At 66.1% G+C, this 15806-nt stretch carries 16 protein-coding genes; 3 read left to right on the forward strand and 13 right to left on the reverse strand.

Annotation, left to right across the window (positions count from 1 at the left end; genetic code table 11):
* Window positions 1–120 precede the first annotated feature (120 nt).
* Window positions 121–540 carry a VOC family protein gene (locus H1D44_RS04670; protein ID WP_181513692.1) on the forward strand — a complete coding sequence of 140 codons (420 nt, stop codon included), beginning with the start codon at window positions 121–123 and terminating at the stop codon, window positions 538–540.
* A 139-nt stretch (window positions 541–679) separates the two neighbouring features.
* Here the strand turns inward: H1D44_RS04670 and H1D44_RS04675 are convergent, their stop codons facing one another.
* The 11 genes from H1D44_RS04675 to ffh form a co-directional block, all read right to left on the reverse strand.
* The gene (locus H1D44_RS04675) at window positions 680–1297 is read right to left on the reverse strand and encodes a YitT family protein (protein WP_181513693.1); all 618 of its coding nucleotides are present in this window, start codon (window positions 1295–1297) and stop codon (window positions 680–682) included.
* 82 nt (window positions 1298–1379) lie between these two features.
* Complete coding sequence (locus H1D44_RS04680; protein WP_181513694.1) at window positions 1380–3200, reverse strand: single-stranded-DNA-specific exonuclease RecJ; 1821 nt, start codon at window positions 3198–3200, stop codon at window positions 1380–1382.
* A gap of 285 nt (window positions 3201–3485) precedes the next feature.
* The gene (thrC, locus tag H1D44_RS04685; RefSeq protein ID WP_181513695.1) at window positions 3486–4874 is read right to left on the reverse strand and encodes a threonine synthase; all 1389 of its coding nucleotides are present in this window, start codon (window positions 4872–4874) and stop codon (window positions 3486–3488) included.
* Window positions 4875–4878: 4 nt separating this feature from the next.
* Window positions 4879–6195, reverse strand: coding sequence for a homoserine dehydrogenase (locus H1D44_RS04690; RefSeq protein ID WP_181513696.1), 1317 nt, complete (start codon window positions 6193–6195; stop codon window positions 4879–4881).
* 97 nt (window positions 6196–6292) lie between these two features.
* Window positions 6293–7033, reverse strand: coding sequence for a DsbC family protein (locus tag H1D44_RS04695; protein WP_181513697.1), 741 nt, complete (start codon window positions 7031–7033; stop codon window positions 6293–6295).
* 3 nt (window positions 7034–7036) lie between these two features.
* The gene (gene xerD / locus H1D44_RS04700; RefSeq protein WP_181513698.1) at window positions 7037–7939 is read right to left on the reverse strand and encodes a site-specific tyrosine recombinase XerD; all 903 of its coding nucleotides are present in this window, start codon (window positions 7937–7939) and stop codon (window positions 7037–7039) included.
* 114 nt (window positions 7940–8053) lie between these two features.
* The gene (rplS, locus tag H1D44_RS04705; RefSeq protein WP_181513699.1) at window positions 8054–8410 is read right to left on the reverse strand and encodes a 50S ribosomal protein L19; all 357 of its coding nucleotides are present in this window, start codon (window positions 8408–8410) and stop codon (window positions 8054–8056) included.
* 124 nt (window positions 8411–8534) lie between these two features.
* The gene (gene trmD / locus H1D44_RS04710) at window positions 8535–9323 is read right to left on the reverse strand and encodes a tRNA (guanosine(37)-N1)-methyltransferase TrmD (RefSeq protein ID WP_181513763.1); all 789 of its coding nucleotides are present in this window, start codon (window positions 9321–9323) and stop codon (window positions 8535–8537) included.
* Between the two features lie 38 nt (window positions 9324–9361).
* A complete protein-coding gene (gene rimM / locus H1D44_RS04715; protein ID WP_181513700.1) occupies window positions 9362–9919 on the reverse strand; it encodes a ribosome maturation factor RimM in 558 nt (185 codons plus the stop codon).
* A gap of 23 nt (window positions 9920–9942) precedes the next feature.
* Window positions 9943–10191, reverse strand: coding sequence for a 30S ribosomal protein S16 (gene rpsP / locus H1D44_RS04720; protein WP_181513701.1), 249 nt, complete (start codon window positions 10189–10191; stop codon window positions 9943–9945).
* Between the two features lie 282 nt (window positions 10192–10473).
* Window positions 10474–11895 (reverse strand): signal recognition particle protein, encoded by a 1422-nt coding sequence (gene ffh / locus H1D44_RS04725; RefSeq protein ID WP_181513702.1) that lies wholly within the window; start codon window positions 11893–11895, stop codon window positions 10474–10476.
* A 287-nt stretch (window positions 11896–12182) separates the two neighbouring features.
* Here ffh and H1D44_RS04730 point away from each other — a divergent pair, with 287 nt between their 5' ends.
* On the forward strand, window positions 12183–12983 hold the full coding sequence (locus H1D44_RS04730; RefSeq protein WP_181513703.1) for a cytochrome C assembly family protein: 801 nt from the start codon (window positions 12183–12185) through the stop codon (window positions 12981–12983).
* A gap of 75 nt (window positions 12984–13058) precedes the next feature.
* Entirely contained in the window at window positions 13059–14342 is a 1284-nt protein-coding gene (locus tag H1D44_RS04735; protein ID WP_181513704.1) for an HlyC/CorC family transporter, read from the forward strand.
* Between the two features lie 3 nt (window positions 14343–14345).
* Here the strand turns inward: H1D44_RS04735 and H1D44_RS04740 are convergent, their stop codons facing one another.
* Window positions 14346–15065 (reverse strand): 1-acyl-sn-glycerol-3-phosphate acyltransferase, encoded by a 720-nt coding sequence (locus H1D44_RS04740; protein ID WP_181513705.1) that lies wholly within the window; start codon window positions 15063–15065, stop codon window positions 14346–14348.
* Entirely contained in the window at window positions 15062–15679 is a 618-nt protein-coding gene (locus H1D44_RS04745) for a TetR/AcrR family transcriptional regulator (protein ID WP_181513706.1), read from the reverse strand. Before H1D44_RS04745 ends, H1D44_RS04740 begins: the two co-directional genes overlap by 4 nt.
* Window positions 15680–15806: the final 127 nt, after the last annotated feature.

Below are 15806 nucleotides of genomic sequence, written 5' to 3' on the forward strand. Positions count from 1 at the left end.
CGCTGATCGCCCTTATCGTGTGGTGGTTCTGGTGGCAACGCTGAGCCGGGCGGCAGAGCCATGACAGCAAGCTGCTACGCTTAAAGCAACTGAGAGCAAATGGCGGAAGGAGAGAATGCCATGCCCAGGCTCAATGGGGTTCTGGAGACTGCGCTCTACGTTGACGACATGGACCGGGCGCGGGTCTTCTTCGAAGGCATCATGGGGCTCGAGCCCTTCAACGCCGACCATCGCTTTACCGCCTACGACGCCGGCGCCGGCTCGGTGCTGCTGCTGTTCCTGCAGGGCGAGACGTTGGAAACCGTGGTGCTGCCCAACGACATGGGCACCATCCCGCCTCACGACGGCAAAGGGCGAGTACACCTCGCCTTTGCCATCGCCGCCGACGAGCTGTCCGCCTGGGAGCGCCAGCTCGACGACCACGGAGTCACCATCGAAGGGCGCACCCACTGGCCCCGCGGCGGCGAGAGCCTCTACTTCCGCGACCCCGACGGGCACCTGATCGAGCTGGCCACTCCCGGGGTCTGGCCCAACTATTAGGCTCTGCCCGAAAACTGGCTGCGCTCGACCATACGGCGTTAAAAATCGGCTCAAAGTACTCATTTACACCCCGTAAACTCCGTCTTTTCGCCGATTTTTGCCTTGTCTGGCCTTCGCTCGCCAACTTTTCGGGTAAAGCCTAAGAAACCCCCATATAGCGGCCTGGCTTGTGGTTGAGGGCAATGATCAGGTTGAGGGCGACGGCCCCCAGCACCGAGAGCCCGACCCGGTCGGCCGGTAGCACCAGGAAGGCGGCGAGCATGATCAGCCCGTCGATGCCGAGCTGCACGTAGCCGGCGCGCCAGCCGTATCGGGCCTGCAGAAACAGCGCCAGGATATTGATGCCGCCGAGGCTGGTGCGATGACGGAACAGCACCAGCATGCCGATACCGATCAGGCTGCCGCCCATCAGCGAGGCATACAGCGGGTTGAGACTGTCGATGGCGATCCATTTCCCGGTCAGTTCGGAGAACAGCGACACCAGGGCGATGGCGACGAAGGTGCGCAAGGTGAACGACCAGCCCATGCGCTTCACCGCCAGATAGTAGAACGGCAAGTTGATCAGGAAGAACCATATGCCGAAGCGCCAGCCGGTGGCGTACTGCAGCAAGAAGGCCATGCCGGCGGTGCTGCCGGTCAGCAGCAGCGCCTGGGTATAGAAGGTGACGCCGAGGGCGACGAACAGCGTGCCCACCAGCATCGCCATCACGTCCTCGTAGGGGCGATGGGGATCGGTAGGGAGATCTTGTGGATCCATTCACGTTTCCTTGGGAGACAGGCAGTGCGCCCGGAAGTGCCGGGATTCTAGCGGGTCGAGCCCGGGAAATCATTGATCTCGCTTAGGTCGCCTGACGACTCTCCGTCATCGGCTCGGCATGCTCGATCATCAGCTGCAGCGACTCCCTTCCCCGCCAGCGGTTGCGGTTGAGACGGAAGGCACAGCGCAGCCGATCCCCCAGGCCAAAGGCAGGCAGCTCCCCCGGGGTCAGGGCGCGAAACCAGATCGCCTTGAGGCTCGTCGGCCCCGTGGACAGCGTCATCGACAGGTGCGTGCCATCGGCGCCGACCGGGCGCAGCGCCTCGACCAGGAACGCACCCTCGAACAGCGGGGCATCGAACTCGCGTCCATAGGGGCCCAGCGCTTCCAGCTCGTCGAGGGTGGCAAGCTGGAACTGCTCGGGAGCTAGCGTCCCGTCGGTCAGCAGGTGGGGGAACAGCTCGATACCGCCAAGCTGCTCATCGACCGCCTGCAGGAAGGCAGCACGGAACACCTCGAGCTGCTCGACGGGCACACCAACCCCGGCGGCGCCACGGTGGCCACCGAAGCGCGGCAGCGCCTCGGGGGCCAGCTCATGGGCACGCTGCAGGGCATCGCGCATGTGCAACGCCTCGATGGAGCGCCCCGAGCCGGTGAGCATGCCGGGCGCCGCGGCCGGGGTGAGCACCAGCGCGGGCCGGCCGTAGGCCTGGACCAGCCGCGAGGCGACGATACCCTGCACTCCCGGATGGCCGCTCTCGAGGAACATCACCAGTGCCGGCTGTTCGCTGGCGAGCTGGGGCAGGGCCAGGGCACGGGCCTCCTCGACCATCTCCGCCTCGATCGCCTTGCGCGACTGGTTGTCGTCGTCCAGCGTCTGCAGGTGACGCAGCGCGGTGGCGTCGTCCGTCGCCAGCATGAAATGCAGCGCTGCGTAGGGATCGTCCAGGCGCGAGCGGGCATTGATGCGCGGTCCCATCTGGAAGCCCAGGGTCTCGGCGTTGAAGGGCACGCTGTCCTCCCCCAGGCGCGTGGCCATGGCGCGCCAGCAGGCCGCCTCCATGCGGTTGATCAAGGCCAGGCCATGGCTGACCACGGCGCGGTTGGCCGGGCTCGCCCCCAGGGAGACACAGTCGGCCACGGTGCCCAAGGCCACGTAGGAGAGCCAGGAGGCGAGCTTGGGCGTGGATGGGGGAATCACGCTCCATTCCACCAGCACGCTGCGTGTCAGCGACATGACCAGCCATGCCACCATGCAGCCGGCAATGGTGCGGTCGGGGTACCGGCAGTCGTCACGCGTGGGATTCACCACGGCATGGGCCGAGGGCGGCGGCCCTTCCACCGGAAGGGCGTGGTGGTCGCTCACCACCACGTCGATGCCTTCCGCCTTGAGCCGGGCGATGCGCGGCTCGTCGGAGCTGCCGCAGTCGGCGGTGATCACCAGCGTCGGCCGCGGCGAGAGCCCGAGCGTGCGCTCCACCAGCGGCAGGCTGATGCCGTAGCCGTCGTGGATACGATGGCCGATCAGGCTGTGCAGGCGCGCTTCGGGCACGCCGAAGAGCTCCACCAGGGTACGTCGGATGACCACGTGGGAGGTGATGCCGTCGACGTCGTAGTCGGTGAGGATGCCGATGTGCTCGCCTTCGGCCACGGCAGTGGCGATACGCTCGGCGGCGCGACGACCGTCGACCAGGCGCTCCGGGTGCTCGAGATAGCGCAGGCTGGGCCGGGTCAGCGGTGCCAGCTCGCCTTCGTAGTCGGTCAGGCGACCGGCCAGCACTCGGGCCTGGAGCTCGGTGAGCCCCTCGGCGCAGGCGCGGGCATAGAGCGCCTCGTTGCGTGGGCGCAGTAACAGCCGCGGCTTGAGTCGAGCGTGCAGGTCGGGCGGCGCGATCACGTCCAAGCGTGGCTCCTGTTGCAGAGGGGGTTACGGTCTGCCCCGATGCAAGGGGCGCAGGGCAGCGTTCACCGCTCGGGCTGCCTCGAAGCGAGGGGCGCAGGGCCTATCTTCGCCGACACTGACCATCGCTCGGGCTGCCTCGAAGCGAGGAGCGCAGGGGACAGGTCGTAGAGGAGGTTATTTGCCATGGATGGCAAATATAGCGCCCAGGGATGGGTTCACAGCGCCTCCTCGAAGACCTGTCGCCGGCATAGCTCCGAGCCAGCCAGCGACGGTCGATGAAGGTGTTTAACGCCGGTTCTCGGCCACGAACTCCTGCACCTTCGCCAGCTCCGCCGGCAGCACAGTGTAGCGCTCCTCGCGCTCCAGCAGGTCGTCCATGTGCGGCGGCAGCGGCACACCGGGGAAACCCGCCTTGACCACCGCCTCGGCGAACTTGGCCGGGTGGGCCGTGGCCAGGGTGATCATCGGCGTCTCGGCATCGGCCCGGGCGCGCTCGGCGGCACGGTAGCCGGTGGCGGTGTGCGGGTCGAGCACCTCCTTGGTACGGTGGTGCGCCTCGCGGATCACCTCGAGGATGGTAGTGTCGTCGACGCTGTGACTCGAGAAGAGCTCGCGCAGCCGAGCCAGCGGGGCGTCGGCCAGGGCGGTCGGCTCGGCCTGGAAGCGCTCGAGCAGCGCGGCCACGGCGGCACCGTCGCGCTCGTAGGCCTCGAACAGCAGCCGTTCGAAGTTGGACGACACCACGATGTCCATGGAGGGCGCCAGGGTCGCCTTGAGCTCCTGCTTGGAGAAGTCGTTGGCGGCGATGGTGCGGTGCAGGATATCGTTGGCATTGGTGGCGATGATGAACTGCTTGACCGGCAGCCCCATGCGGTAGGCCACGTAGCCGGCGAAGACGTTACCGAAGTTGGCCGAGGGCACGCAGAAGCTGACCTGACGGTGCGGCGCGCCCAGCGCCACGCCGGCAGCCACGTAGTAGACGATCTGGGCCATGATGCGCGCCCAGTTGATCGAGTTGACCGCCACCAGGCGGGTGCCGTCGAGGAACGACTGGTCGGCGAAGCTGGCCTTGACCATCGCCTGGGCGTCGTCGAAATTGCCCTCGATGGCGATGTTGAAGACGTTGTCGGCCAGCACCGAGGTCATCTGGCGACGCTGTACCTCGGAGACCCGGTTGTGCGGATGCAGGATGAAGATGTCGAGGTTGTCGCAGTGGCGGCAGCCTTCGATGGCCGCCGAGCCGGTGTCCCCGGAGGTGGCGCCCATGATCACCGCCCGCTCGCCGCGCTTGGCCAGGAAGTGATCGAGGATGCGCCCCAGCAGCTGCAGGGCCACATCCTTGAAGGCCAGGGTCGGTCCGTGGAACAGCTCCAGCAGGAAGTGATTGGCGTCGAGCTGGTTGAGCGGCACCACGGCGTCGTGACTGAAGGTGGCGTAGGCGTCGTGCACGATGCCGCGGAAGGTCTCGTCGTCGATCTCGCCGTTGACGAACGGCTTCATCACGCGGAAGGCGATTTCGGCATAGGAGAGCCCTGCCATGCCGGCAAGCGCTTCGCGGGAGAGCTGCGGGATGCTCTCCGGCACGTAGAGGCCGCCGTCGCTGGCCATGCCGGTCAGCACGACCTCCTCGAAGGAGAGCGCAGGCGCCTGCCCGCGGGTACTGATGTAGCGCATGCCCTTACTCCTGCTCGTCCAGGGACTCGACGCGAATCCGCGTGACCGGCCCGGCGATGTCGGCCATCGACTCGATCTGGCGGATCGCCTCGTTCATCTGCTTTTCGCGGCAGCTGTGCGTCAGCAGAATGATCGGCACCAGCTCGCCTTCGGTGGCCTCCTTTTGCACCAGCGCCTCGATGGAGATGCTCTGCTCGGAGAGGATCGTCGCCACCCGTGCCAGCACGCCGGGACGGTCTACCGCCAGCAGGCGCAGGTAGTAGGCGGTGACGATATCCTCCATGGGCAGGATCGGCAGGCCGCCGTCGTCCTCACCGATGCCGCTGAAGGCCAGGTAGGGCACGCGGTAATGGTGGTCGGTGGCGATGTCGCGGGCCACGTCGAGCAGGTCGGCCACCACCGCCGAGGCGGTGGGTTCGGAGCCGGCGCCGGCACCGTAATAGAGGGTCGGACCCACGGCGTCGCCCATGATGGCGATGGCGTTCTTGACGCCGTGCACATTGGCCAGCAGGCGCTCCTTGGGAATCAGCGTCGGGTGCACTCGCAGCTCCAGGCCCTGCTCGGTGCGCTTGGAGATACCCAGGTGCTTGATCACGTAGCCCAGGTTGTCGGCCTGCTCCACGTCGTCAAAGGTGACGCGCGAAATGCCCTCGGTGTAGGCCTTCTCGAACTGCAGCGGCACACCGTAGGCGATGGAAGCCAGGATGGTCAGCTTGTGGGCGGCGTCGATACCTTCGACGTCGAAGGTCGGGTCGGCTTCAGCGTAGCCCAGCGCCTGGGCCTCGGCGAGCACATCCTCGAAGGCGCGGCCCTCGCTGCGCATATGGGTGAGGATATAGTTGCCGGTGCCGTTGATGATGCCTGCCACCCACTCGATGCGGTTGGCCCCGAGGCCCTCGCGCAGCGACTTGATCACCGGGATGCCGCCGGCCACGGCCGCCTCGAAGGCGACGATCACGCCCTGCTCATGGGCGGCCTGGAAGATCTCGTTGCCATGCACCGCGATCAGCGCCTTGTTGGCCGTCACCACGTGCTTGCCGTTGGCAATGGCGGTCAGCACCAGTTCGCGGGGAACGTCGTAGCCGCCCAGCACCTCGACCAGTACGTCGATGTCCGGGTTGCGAGCCACCTCGAACACGTCGTGGGTGGTCTTGATGCCGGTGAGGTCGCACTCGGGATTGGGACTGCGCAGTGCCACCTGCTCGATAATGATCGGGCGACCGGCGCGCCGCGCAATCTCGTCGGCGTTGCGTGTCAGCACATTGAAGGTACCGCCACCGACGGTACCCAGACCACAGATTCCCACTCTCACCGGTTTCAATTTGCTGCTCCCCTGATGGTGTCAATGTCCAGCGTTCTGGTTGCGACGGCAGTCACTTGGCTGCCGCCGCTTGCTGCTCTTGAGTTACCTCTGCCAGTTACTCGGCTAGGCCAAGCATGTCGGCAAGGCGCTCTGCAGGTACATAGCCCGGCACCAGCCGGCCGTCCGGCAGTACGATGGCCGGCGTACCCTGGACGCCCACGCTCATGCCCAGATGATACTGTGCCTCGACCGGATTGTCGCAGTCCGTGCCCCCCGTCAGCGTTTCCTGCCGCTTGCCCGCATTCATCGCCTCGCTGGGGTTGTCGTCACACCAGATCTGCTCGAGAATCCCCGCGCCCTGTGAGTTCATGCCGGCACGCGGAAAGGCCAGGTAGTGGACTTCGATGCCCATGTCGTTGAGCGCGGGCACCTCCTCATGGAACTGGCGGCAGTACGGGCAAGTGGTATCGGTAAACACGACGATCTCCGCGCGAGTCTCTCCCGTCCCGCGGAATATGACCCGCTCACTCTCAGGCACCTCGGTCAGCTCCCTGGCGCGGTCGGCGTTGCGCGACTGCTCGGTGAGGTTGGTGAGACCGCCCTCTGCGTTCTCGTAGAGGTCTCCCACCAGGAAGTACTTGCCATCGGCGTCGCTGTAGAAGGCTTCGCCGGTCTCCAGCCGCACCTGATAGAAACCCTCCAGCGGTGTCTCGTGCACGCTGGCAACAGGCATCGGCTGGCCGTTGACCTCCAGCCGCTCGGCCAGGCGGGCGGCGGCATCCGCCCAGGCAGAGACAGGCGTGAGCAGGGCGACAGCAAGCAGTGAGCCGGCAATACGATGGGATAACGCAGTCATGTGTCAGCCTCGAGGATGATGATCGGCATGCAGGGCTTCGAGTCGCGCCTGCGCAATGTGTGTGTAGATCTGGGTGGTCGACAGGTCGCTGTGACCGAGCAGCAGCTGTACGACACGCAGATTGGCTCCATGATTCAACAGGTGCGTGGCAAATGCATGCCGCAGGGTGTGCGGCGACAGCGGGCGCGTGATGCCAGCCGTACGCGCGTGCGTCTTGATCCGGTGCCAGAAAGTCTGGCGGGTCATGCAGTTATCGCCACGCCCCGGAAACAGCGCCGGCCGGGTCACGTCCTTCATCAGCGCACCACGGGCACTGCGCAGATAGCGCGTCAGCCAGTGTACGGCTTCCTCCCCCAGCGGGACCAGCCGATCCTTGTCTCCCTTGCCCCGCACCCTGACCACGCCCTGGCGCAGGTTGACGGACTCCACGCTGAGCCCCACCAGCTCCGAGACGCGCAGGCCGCAGCCGTAGAGCACCTCGAGCATGGCGCGGTCGCGCAGGCCGAGGTCGGTGGCGAGGTCCGGCGCCGCCAGCAGGCGTTCCACTTCGGCCTCATCCAGGGTCCCGGGCAGGTTGGGTCTCACCCGCGGCAGGCGCACCTCCGCCAGCGGATCATGCGCAATGCGCCCCTCCGCCAGCGCCCAGCGGTAGAAGCCGCGCAGGCTGGAGAGCAGCCGGGCATTGCTGCGCAGCTGATAGCCGGCACCGCGCCGCTCGTCGAGCCAGGCGGGCAGCAAGCCAGCCTCCGGCGCAAGCAGCTCCCCGCCCGCCTCAGTGAGGTGGGCAGCCCAGGCCTCCAGATCGCGCCGGTAGGCCGCGAGCGTATGCTCGCTCGCGCCGCGCTCGAGCCACAGGGTATCAAGGAAGGCCTCGATCAGGGCAAGGGATTGGCTGTCGTGTGTCATTTCACCACCCCAAAACGAAGAAGCCCCGCCCCGCGTGAGCGGTGGCGGGGCTTCCAGCCTGCGCAACGAATCCAGCAGCGGGCCGGGCCACGGGGCTCAGCCCACGCAAGATCGTTACGACAGCTTTTCCTTGATGCGGGCAGACTTGCCGCTGCGCTCGCGGAGGTAGTACAGCTTGGCCTGGCGCACGTCACCGCGACGCTTGACGCTGATGGAGTCGACCAGCGGGCTGTAGGTCTGGAAGGTACGCTCGACACCGACACCGTGGGAGATCTTGCGCACGGTGAAGGCGGAGTTCAGGCCGCGGTTGCGCTTGCCGATCACCACGCCCTCGAAGGCCTGGAGACGCTCGCGGTTGCCTTCCTTGACCTTGACCTGCACGACGACGGTGTCGCCCGGAGCGAATTCCGGCACCTGCTTGCTCATCTGCTCGGCTTCGAGCGCCTGGATCACCTTGTTCTTGCTGCTCATGACAAAACTCCTCACTAATCGGCGCCGCCACTTCATCGGCGGCGCGTGATCCCGGCGCCCGAGCCTGGCTCGAGAGCGCGGGAGATGATGGGTGACGCAGGTCGACGATGCATGCCCCCAGGGCTCAGCGCCTCGCGTCCTGCACCTCCGCCCTGTCACCTGACAGGGCGTATTCTTCGATGAACTCTTCGAGCAGCTTCTGCTGCTCGGCGCTCAACGTCCTGCCCTCGAGCAGGTCGGGGCGCCTCAGCCAGGTCCGCCCCAGCGACTGTTTCAGCCGCCAGCGCCGGATCTCGCCGTGATGACCGCTGAGCAGCACATCCGGCACCCGCCGCCCGTCGATCTCCTCGGGGCGAGTATAGTGCGGGCAGTCCAACAGCCCCTCGTTGAAGGAGTCCTCGACCGCGGAGTCCTGATGTCCCAGTACGCCGGGAACCAGTCTTGCCGCGGCGTCGATCAGTACCATGGCCGGCAGCTCACCGCCACTCAGCACATAGTCGCCGATCGACCACTCTTCATCGATGTCGCTCTCCACGATGCGCTCATCAATGCCTTCGTAGCGCCCGGCCACCACCACCAGCGGAGAACCGCAAGCCAGCTCGCGGGCGCCCTGCTGGTCGAGCCTGCGCCCCTGGGGCGACAGGTAGATGACCCTGGGCCGCTGACCGGTGGCCTCGCTCGCCCGCTCGCGAGCGGCATGGATGGCCGCGCGCAGGGTGTCGACCTTCATCAGCATGCCGGGACCACCGCCATAGGGCCGGTCATCCACGCTGCGATGCCTGTCGGTGGCGTAGTCGCGCGGGTTCCAGAACTCCAGCGCTACACGCCCCTGGCTGACCGCTCTCCCGGTGACACCGTGCCGGGCAATGGCCTCGAACATCTCGGGAAACAGCGATACCACACCGACCCACATGTCCGGTGCTGCGCTCGCCCCGGCCTCTGACTCGAGGCTCAAAAGTCCGGGTCCCAGTCGACGGTCATGGTGCCGCCCGCCAGGTCCACCTCGACGATCACCTCGTCGGGCAGGAAAGGCAGCAGACGCTCACGATCGTCGATGGCCGGCGGCTCCCCCTGTGGGTCACCCTTGACCACCAGCACGTCGTTGGCGCCGGTTTCGAACAGGTAAGCGACACGTCCCAGCACCGCGCCGTCGCGAGTCACGACCGTGAGCCCTTCGAGCTGGTGCCAGTAGTAATCGTCGCCTTCGAGCTGGGGCAGCTCGGTCTTGGGCAGCAGGATCTCGGCACCGGCCACGCTTTCGGCGGCCTCGCGCGAATCGACGCCTTCCAGCAGGGCCACCAGGCCCTTGCCGTGACGCCGCCCCTGCAGCAGACGATGGCGACTCAGGGAGCTTCCCTGGCGCAGCACCCATTCGGAATACTCGAGGATGCCGTCCATCGGGCCGGTATGGGAGTAGACCTTGAGCCATCCCTTGACGCCGTAGGGGCTGGTCAGCTTGCCCAGCACCACATGGTCGTCGCGTTCACTGCGTTCGGCCTGCTCACTCATGACGTCACCGGAGTACGACAGGCTCAGGCCTGCTTGCGGGCTTCCTTGACCAGCTCGGCGACGCGATCGGACATCTGTGCGCCCTGCTCCTGCCAGTGGGTGACGCGATCCAGATCGACGCGCAGACGCTCTTCCTGACCGCGGGCGATCGGGTTGAAGAAGCCCAGGCGCTCGATGAAGCGGCCGTCGCGGGAGTTGCGTGAATCGGTCACGGTCAGGTGGTAGAAGGGACGCTTCTTGGCGCCACCACGTGCCAGACGAATGGTAACCATGGCGTTGACTATCCTTCGGTTGAGGTTACGTTTAATACCGATGCGCCGGACCCGGCGAACGGCCGGGGTTCTCGGCATCTGCCAGGAGAGCGGGCCCTTGGACCCGCTCTCGCGTCATTCGGTCACTATCTTTACTAGCGCTTCTTTACAAGCGTGCAGCCGGGCAGAGCCACGGTCCTGCCATGAAGACGCAGCATTCTACGGAAATCAGCCCCGCTTTGAAACCCTTTTCTCAAGCTCCGCCGACACCGCCCGCAGACCGCTTGCAAAGCCACTCCCGGCCTAGCGCCAGGGGAAGCCACCGGGACCGCCCATGCCGCCCCCCATGCCCCCGGGACCACCCGGGCCGCCCGGGCCACCGCCGCCCATCATGCCGGACATGCCGCGCATCATCTTCTGCATGCCGCCCTTCTTGCCCGCCTTCTTCATCATCTTCTGCATCTGCTTGTGCTGCTTGAGCAGGCGATTGAGGTCGGGAACCTGCAGGCCGGCGCCGGCGGCGATGCGCCGCTTGCGTGAGCCGTTGATGATCTCGGGCTTGCGCCGCTCCTGGGGGGTCATCGAGTTGATCAGCGCCTCGAGCTTGCCCAGCTCCTTCTCGGGGCCCGGCCCCTGGGCCATTTCTGCCATCTGCCCCATGCCCGGCAGCTTGCCGAGCAGGCCGCCCATGCCGCCCATCTTCTTGAGCTGCTGCAGCTGGTCGCGGAAGTCCTCGAGGTCGAAGCCCTCGCCCTTCTTGACCTTCTTGGCCAGCTTCTCCGCCTTCTTCTTGTCGACGGTGCGCTCGGCCTCCTCGATCAGCGACAGCACGTCGCCCATGCCAAGGATCCGCGAGGCCACCCGGTCCGGGTGGAAGGGCTCCAGGGCATCGACCTTCTCGCCGACACCCATGAACTTGATCGGCTTGCCGGTAATATGGCGTACCGACAGCGCGGCGCCGCCACGGGCGTCGCCGTCGGCCTTGGTCAGGATCACGCCGGTCAGCGGCAGGGCCTCGTGGAACGCCTTGGCCGTGTTGGCGGCATCCTGGCCGGTCATGGCGTCGACCACGAACAGGGTTTCCTGCGGCCGGCAGGCGCGGTGCAGCTCGGCGATCTCGGCCATCATCGCCTCATCGATCGCCAGGCGACCGGCGGTATCAACGATGACCACGTCATGGAACTGGATCTTGGCGTGCTTGATCGCCGCCTCGGCAATCGCCACCGGCTTCTGGTCGCTGCGCGAGGGAAAGAACTCGACGCCCACTTCACCGGCCAGCGTCTCGAGCTGGTCGATGGCCGCCGGGCGGTAGACGTCGGCGGAAACCACCAGCACCTTCTTCTTCTCGCGCTCACGCAGGTAGCGCGCCAGCTTGGCCACGGAGGTGGTCTTGCCCGCCCCCTGCAGGCCGGCCATCAGCACCACGGCGGGCGAGCCCTTGAGCGCAAGCCCCTCGTTGGCCTCGCCCATGATCGCCTCGAGCTCCTGCTGGACGATCTTGACGAACTGCTGGCCCGGCGAGAGGCTTTGCGATACCTCCTGCCCCACGGCACGCTCGCGCACCCGCTCGATGAAGGCCTTGATCACCGGCAGGGCAACATCGGCCTCGAGCAGCGCACGGCGAACCTCGCGCAGGGTATCCTTGATGTTGTCCTCGGTCAGGCGTGCCTGACCCTTGATGGACTTGAGCGTCTGGGACAGCCGCTCGCTGAGATTCTGGAACATGGGCCACTCCGGCTGTCAGGCTGTCGGCTCGATGCCTCGCGGGTTTCGGAGGCAGCTGCGACAAGGCGTCACACTCGTCATGACACGGTGGCGCACTTGGCGAGGAAACAGCCCTGATAAAGCAGTTTGAAGAGTCTGGGCGACATTATACGCCCTGTGGCGGCCAGTCTCCATGATGCCGCCATGCGCTCGGCTGTGCGCCGCAGCGAGGATTGGGTATAGTGGCCTCGGCAGATTCCATCCACACGAGATGCACTGACGCCGTCGACGGCGCACGGACGACACTGATGCAGGCGCTTCCTCTGGCCATCATGGCCCTCATCCTTTACCTGGGCGCTGCCTCCTGGCAAGGGCTCACGCTGCTGCGGCGCGTACCCCAGCGCCCGGCCCTGGTCCGCGTGCTGGGCCTGCTGGGGCTGCTGTTCCACCTGCCGGTAGCCTTCAAGCTGATCGATCAGAGCCCCGGCCTGATGCCCGGCCTGTCGACCGCCGCGGTGGTGCTGACCGCCATCATGGTCATCCTGCTGCTGGCCGTGAGCCTGGCCAAGCCCGTGCTCAGCGTGGCCGTCGGTCTGTTTCCCGTGTCGGGGGTGGCACTGTTGCTGGCCGTGGGCCTGCCAAGCCCGGAGCGTACCGGCGGCATGACCCCGGGCATCGCCCTGCACGCCATGAGCTCGGCGCTGGCCTTCGGGGTGCTGTTCATCGCCGCCTGCCAGGCCATGCTGCTGTGGCTGCAAAATCGCGCCCTGCGCCATCACCACACACGCGGCGTGGTGCAGGTCCTCCCCCCGCTGACCACCATGGAGCGGGTGCTGTTCGAGCTGATCTGGGCCGGCATGGCGCTGCTGACACTGTCGATCGTCAGCGGCTTCCTGTTCGTCGACAGCATGTTCGCCCAGCACCTGGCCCACAAGACCATCCTGTCGCTGGCCGCCTGGGTGATCTTTGCCATCCTGCTGATCAGCCACCATGTCCTGGGCTGGCGCGGCAAGCGTGCCGTGCACTGGACCCTGGGCGGCTACAGCGTGCTGCTGCTGGCCTATTTTGGCAGCAAGTTCGTGCTCGAGATCATCCTGAGTCGCACCTAGGAGGGAAGTCGCCTTGACAGTGCCAGGCCGAATCCCTACAAACGGGGCTGACACGCCAGCGAGGATCCAACCACCTTGAGCGACGACTTCCCATTGGGATTGCTGTTCGGCCTGCTTTTCCTGCTCGTCTGTCTTTCCGCTTTTTTCTCGAGCTCCGAGACCGGCATGATGTCGATCAACCGCTACCGCCTCAATCACGAGGCCAATAGCGGTGACAGCCGCGCTCGCCGGGTGCTGCGGCTGCTGGCGCGCCCCGACCGCCTGATCGGCGTGATCCTGATCGGCAACAACCTGGTCAACAACCTGGCGGCCGCGATCGCCACCGTGCTCGCCATCCATTTCTTCGGCGAAGTGACCGGCCCGGCAATCGCCCCCCTGCTGCTGACCATCGTGATCCTGATCTTCGCCGAGGTCACGCCCAAGACCTATGCCGCCATCAAGCCCGAGCGTATCGCCTACCCCTCGTCGCTGGCGCTGGAGCCGCTGCTCAAGCTGCTCTACCCGCTGGTATGGCTGGTCAACATGATTTCCAACGGCCTGCTCCGCCTGCTGGGCATCAGGAGTCTCGAAGGTGGCGCCGACAGCCTGACCCGGGACGAGCTGCGCACCGTGGTGCACGAGGCCGGCACGCTGATCCCCCATCGCCACCAGGCCATGCTGCTGTCGATCCTCGATCTCGAGAACGTCACGGTCAACGACATCATGGTGCCGCGCCACGAGGTCGTGGGGATCGATCTCGATGACGACCTGGAAGCCATCCTGACCCAGGTCCGCACCAGCCAGCACACCCGCCTCCCGGTCTTCAAGGGCGACATCAACAACATCATCGGCATGCTTCACCTGCGCAATGCGGCGCGCTTCCTGTCGCGAGAGGAAGTGACCAAGGCGTCGATCGTGCAGGAGGCCCGCGAGCCCTACTTCATTCCCGAGTCGACGCCGCTACACACCCAACTGCTCAACTTCCAGAAGCAGAAGCGCCGCATCGGCATCGTGGTCGACGAGTACGGCGACGTGGAGGGGCTGGTCACGCTGGAGGACATTCTCGAGGAGATCGTCGGTGAGTTCACCACCGATGTGGCTGGCCAGGACCAGGAGATCCACCGCCAGGAAGATGGCAGCCAGGTGATCGACGGCACCGCCAACATCCGCGATATCAATCGTGCCCTGGGCTGGAAGCTGCCGACCGACGGGCCCAAGACGCTGAATGGCCTGATCCTCGAGCACCTGGAGGCGTTTCCCGACGGCCCAACCTGCCTGCAGATTGGCAGCATCCGCATGGAGATCCTCGAGGTACGTGACAACCTGATCACCTCGGCACGCTGCTGGCAGACGCTACGTGGTGGTCGCCAGCGGCAGTAGCGGTCAGCGGCGTGACGCGGCGACCCTTGACTGACAGACCCAGCCGTCGGCCTCTGCCTTGAGTGCACGAACATTCGCCTCCAGCCGGTCGCGACGGGCTAGCCTGGAAGGAATCGGCCTGCCGAAATAGAGCGCCACCCGGGCACGGAAGCGGCGCGGGCGCTTGGACAGCGCCGGGCCATCGCGATGCGAGGTCCACGATCCCCATAGCCCGGCCAGCCCGGCAGGTATCACCGGCACCGGATCCCGCGCCAGGATCGTCTCCAGCCCCCGGCGAAAGGCGTGCACTTCACCATCCGGTGTCAGGCGACCCTCGGGGAAGAGCATCACCACCTCGCCACTGCGCAGCGCCCGGCTGACCTCGTCCAGCGCCCGACGCACGCTCCCCGGGTCGCGGCGATCGGACTCCACCGGTATTGCCCCCACCAGGCGAAACAGCCAGTTGAGCCACGGCGACTCATAGATCGGCCGGTCCATCAGGAAGCGCAGCGGCCGCGGACTCGCCCCGCCGACCACCAGCGCGTCCATGAAGCTGACGTGATTGCAGACCACCACGGCCGGTCCCGAGGCAGGGATATTCGCCAGCCCACGCAGGCGCAGCCGATAGCAGCAGTGAACCAGCAGGAAGATGAGAAAGCGGATGTATGGCCGCGGCGAGCGAGCCACGCGCCAGCCTCCCAGGATCAACAGGAAGCCAAGCAGCCCGTACAGGACAAGCTTCACGCGATATGGGACCTATGCTTCAGGCCGGCGAGAATGGTGGTGAGCAGTTGGTCGAGCAGTTCCGGCACCTCCAACTGCTGACCCTGCCAGTAACCCAGGCGTTCATTGAGGCCCAACTGCACGAGGCCGTGTACGCTGCCCCACAGGGTGCGCCCGAGGCGTCTCGCCTCGAGGTCGCCCAGTGCAGGCTGGTACTCCTTGAGGCCATTCTCGACCCGCAGGAAGAGCGCCTCGATCATGTCCGACTGACGCTGGTCGAGCTCGCCCTCCTGGGCCAGCGGGTAGTCGAACAGCAGCTGCCAGCGAAACGGCTCGCGCTGGGCAAACTGCCAGTAGGCCAGCGCCAGGGCGCGCATCTGCGCTTCCGGCGCCACACCCTCGGTCAGCGGCTCGATGACCATGCGCAGCCGCGCCAGGGTCTCGATGTTCACATGCTGCAGCAGGTTGCCGAAGCTACCGTAGAGCTTGAGCAACGTACTCGGGGCACAGCCTACCTCGCGTGCGAGTGCGCGCAGCGACAGCGCATGGACGGGGTTTCCCCGCAACCACTCATCGCAGGCAGCCATGACCTGGGCATGTAGCGCTTCGGGCGCATGCTGTCGGGGACGAGCCATCGAGTTCCTCGCAAGACGTTACCAATCTCGGGGCGGATTGCTTCGCAAGATAGCCTAGGATAGCGCAGATCGAACACTGTTTTCGACCTTTAACAGCCAAGCCTTTTCAGTCTTCTTCGACTTGGCT

Source organism: Billgrantia kenyensis (genome assembly GCF_013697085.1).
Lineage (GTDB): Bacteria > Pseudomonadota > Gammaproteobacteria > Pseudomonadales > Halomonadaceae > Halomonas > Halomonas kenyensis.

Bases quoted from the DNA above. Each gene is read 5' to 3' on its own strand.
- H1D44_RS04670 (WP_181513692.1), top strand. From the start codon at position 121: ATGCCCAGGCTCAATGGGGTTCTGGAGACTGCGCTCTACGTTGACGAC.
- H1D44_RS04675 (WP_181513693.1), bottom strand. From the start codon at position 1,297: ATGGATCCACAAGATCTCCCTACCGATCCCCATCGCCCCTACGAGGAC.
- thrC (WP_181513695.1), bottom strand. From the start codon at position 4,874: ATGCGCTACATCAGTACCCGCGGGCAGGCGCCTGCGCTCTCCTTCGAG.
- H1D44_RS04695 (WP_181513697.1), bottom strand. From the start codon at position 7,033: ATGACTGCGTTATCCCATCGTATTGCCGGCTCACTGCTTGCTGTCGCC.
- xerD (WP_181513698.1), bottom strand. From the start codon at position 7,939: ATGACACACGACAGCCAATCCCTTGCCCTGATCGAGGCCTTCCTTGAT.
- rplS (WP_181513699.1), bottom strand. From the start codon at position 8,410: ATGAGCAGCAAGAACAAGGTGATCCAGGCGCTCGAAGCCGAGCAGATG.
- trmD (WP_181513763.1), bottom strand. From the start codon at position 9,323: ATGTGGGTCGGTGTGGTATCGCTGTTTCCCGAGATGTTCGAGGCCATT.
- rimM (WP_181513700.1), bottom strand. From the start codon at position 9,919: ATGAGTGAGCAGGCCGAACGCAGTGAACGCGACGACCATGTGGTGCTG.
- rpsP (WP_181513701.1), bottom strand. From the start codon at position 10,191: ATGGTTACCATTCGTCTGGCACGTGGTGGCGCCAAGAAGCGTCCCTTC.
- ffh (WP_181513702.1), bottom strand. From the start codon at position 11,895: ATGTTCCAGAATCTCAGCGAGCGGCTGTCCCAGACGCTCAAGTCCATC.
- H1D44_RS04730 (WP_181513703.1), top strand. From the start codon at position 12,183: ATGCAGGCGCTTCCTCTGGCCATCATGGCCCTCATCCTTTACCTGGGC.
- H1D44_RS04745 (WP_181513706.1), bottom strand. From the start codon at position 15,679: ATGGCTCGTCCCCGACAGCATGCGCCCGAAGCGCTACATGCCCAGGTC.